This window comes from Bacillota bacterium, assembly GCA_040754675.1.
In the GTDB taxonomy this organism is placed as follows: Bacteria; Bacillota; Limnochordia; order Limnochordales; family Geochordaceae; genus Geochorda.
Genome location: JBFMCJ010000514.1, coordinates 1 through 2,839, shown reverse-complemented (window position 1 = coordinate 2,839; position 2,839 = coordinate 1). Strand labels below are relative to the sequence as shown.

The 2,839-nt window shown below is 67.6% G+C and carries 2 protein-coding genes; both read right to left on the bottom strand.

Annotated features, from left to right (window positions below; translation table 11 throughout):
- Window positions 1-338: 338 nt before the first annotated feature.
- Window positions 339-1,157: an IS21-like element helper ATPase IstB gene (gene istB / locus AB1609_20000; protein ID MEW6048726.1), complete on the bottom strand. Its 819-nt coding sequence runs from the start codon at window positions 1,155-1,157 to the stop codon at window positions 339-341.
- Window positions 1,154-2,680 carry an IS21 family transposase gene (istA, locus tag AB1609_19995; protein ID MEW6048725.1) on the bottom strand — a complete coding sequence of 509 codons (1,527 nt, stop codon included), beginning with the start codon at window positions 2,678-2,680 and terminating at the stop codon, window positions 1,154-1,156. The genes istB and istA overlap by 4 nt, the downstream gene beginning before the upstream one ends.
- Between the last annotated feature and the right edge of the window lie 159 nt (window positions 2,681-2,839).

The window sequence follows — 2,839 nt, the reverse complement described above, 5'->3', positions numbered from 1 at the left end:
TCAGCCCATTCCCGGGCCATTTCCAGAAGGGGCTACCCCTCCAGGGTTGGGCTCCGTCCGCCAGGCCAACCCTTCCCCTGCGCTCAGGACCGTCACATATTCACGGTGGCGGCAAGTGCGGGCCCAAGATGGCCGTTAGGGGCAACGACCTTGTCGAGAAGTTCCGGGAGACATCAACGACAGTCCCTTCCACGGGGAGGGCTACCTGCTCGTGTCAACCGAAAAGGGAACCACTGTGTTCATTGAAAAGGGGGCCAGGGCACGCCTGGAGCCAGTGTCCTGACCTTGATGGCGTAGGGGTTGCCCCGGGGGTCCCCTCCCCGACTGCTTGGGGGCTGTCATGAGGCCTTCTCCTCTCCATGGGGAGCCGGCTGGTCCGGGCCCGTCGCCGACGCCCTTCTCCGGCTCTCCCGCAGGCGGTAGCTCTCCCCGTTGAGCAGGAGGACGTGGCTGCGGTGGGTCAGGCGGTCGAGGAGAGCCACGGTCATGGTCTCGTCCCCGAAGACCTGGGTCCACTGGGCGAAGGGCAGGTTGGTGGTCAGGGCGGTGGCCCTGGTCTCGTAGCGGTCGGAGAAGAATTCGAAGAGGAGCTGGGCGGCCTCCCGGCTGAAGGGCACGTAGCCGAGTTCGTCGACCAAGACCAGATCGAAGGTCCCGTAGAACCGGAGGAGCTTCGGGACGCGGAGCTCGGCCCTGGCCAGGAGCAGCTCGTTCACCAGGGCCGCGGCGGTCACGAACCTCACCCGGAAGCCCTTCCGGATAGCCTCCATCCCAAGGCCGATGAGAAGGTGGGTCTTGCCCGTCCCAGGGTTCCCGACCAGGATGACGCACTCGTGAGCGGTCACGAAGCAACCGGTGGCCAGTTCGTCAACCTTGGCCTTGGGGAGGCTGGGGACGGCGGCGAAGTCGAAGCCGCCGAGTTCCTTGACCACGGGGAACCGGGCCGCCCGGAGGTTGCGCTGGTAGCGTCGGATCTCGCGGGACTCGAGCTCGGCCGCCAGGACTCCTTCCAGGAACCGCACGGAGTCCTCGCCGGCACCGATCTCCTGGGCCAGGGAACGGCAACGGGCCGCGGCTCCGGGCAGGCGCAGGGCGTGGAGCCAGGCGTCGATGCGGCCCCAGAGCCCCTCATCGTCAAACGCCTGGGCCACGCTCACCGGCAATCCCTCCCTACGGCCACTTCATCCAGCCAGGCGTAGGCACCGGCAGCCACCTCGGGCACCGGGGTCTCGGGCCAGCGGCCGAGATGCCGCTGGTCAAGATCCGTGGGCAACAGATTCTCGCCCGGCACGGCCATGGCCAGGATGGACCGGACGCTCTCGAGGTCGAAGGTCCGGTAGCGCGAGGCCGTCTCCAGCGCGGCGGCCAGGCGCCGCACTCCCACCGTCTCGGCCAGCCGCAGCACGGCCACGAGTTCACGGTAGGCGCCGGGGCGGGCGGCCAGGAAATGGTCCCGGTAGCGGGCGATAGCCGGCTCTCCGCGGGCGATCACGGCCGCGTGGGCCACGGCCCGCGGCTTGTGGGCCAGGACCGGGAGGTAGTGCTCAAGATGCATGGAGCAGCCGCCGGGCTCCTGCCTTGGGTGGATGGCCACCGTCCGTTCCCGGTCGGTGATCTCGATCCGGTCCCAGAAGGCCCGGAGCAGGAGGGACTTCCGCGCATAGGCCGGCGGAACGGAGTATACCGCCCGGTCGTAGGTCACCAGGAGGGTCTTGTCCACCCGGACGAACCGGTTCCGGCACGCCGGGAAGACCGAGGCCGGTAGGGTCGCGAGATGGGCCTGCTCCTCCTCCCAGAGGTCGGCCACAAGGCGTTCGCCCCTTCCCCGCCGGCGGGTCTGGCTGTCGGCCAGGCATTCCGCCAGGAGCTTCCGGTTGAGTTCGTCGAGGGACGCCGCCCGGGGGACCGGGCTGAAGAGGTTCCTCTGGGCCCACTTGACCAGGCTCTCGACCCCGCCCTTCTCGTTGCCGGCCCCCGGGTTGGCGAACACGGGCTCGAACCCGTAGTGGGCGGCCAGGGCCTTGAACTCCGGCGTCTGGACCCGCAGGCCGCCGCCCAGGATCTCGCGGACGATGGTGCTGTCGTTGTCGAACATGAGCTGACGGGGCACGCCACCGAGGAAGGCCAGGCCGCTGGCTATCCCGTCGAGCATGGCCTCGAGCTTCGCGTGAGGGTACACCTTCACGAAGGACACCCCGCTGGCCATCAGGCGCATGGCGAAGAAGGGCAGCGTCCGTTCCACGTCGTCGATCGACACCAGAGCGTGGCCGAAGTCCACCTCGGCCATCGACCCCATCGGGAACTCCAGGGGGACATAGGCCTGCCTGGCCCGCTCCTGCTTGCGGGAGCGCACGTAGCGGCGGACGGTCGCCTCGGAGACGTCGGCGTTGAAGATGGACGCGAGATCGCGGTACATCTTCCTGGCCGTCCGACGCTGCTTTCGGGGGCGAGTCTCGTCCTCGGCCAGCCACTGATCGATGACCGGTTTCCAGGGGTCCATCTTCGGAGAGGGCCTTTCCTTGGTGAGGCGCATCCGCGGTGCGGGGTCGACGATGTAGTCCTCAGCCGTGTACTTGTCGACCGTCTTCCGGCTGACTTTGAGCAGCGCGGCGATCCTGCGCTTTGAGAAGCCTCTGGCGTGGAGAGTTCGGATAGAATGGATCTCGGGCACGTCTTTCATCTCCTGCCTCCTGCTCAGGTTTGGTCGGTCAACCAAAGCCTAGCAGGTTTGGTGTGGGTGCGGCGTGCCCTCTTGCTCTAGCCCCCCGTTACTGCCGGGGTGGCTCCATTTTCGGTGATCACGTGGCCCCCTTCTGGATTAGCACAGACAGCAATGTCC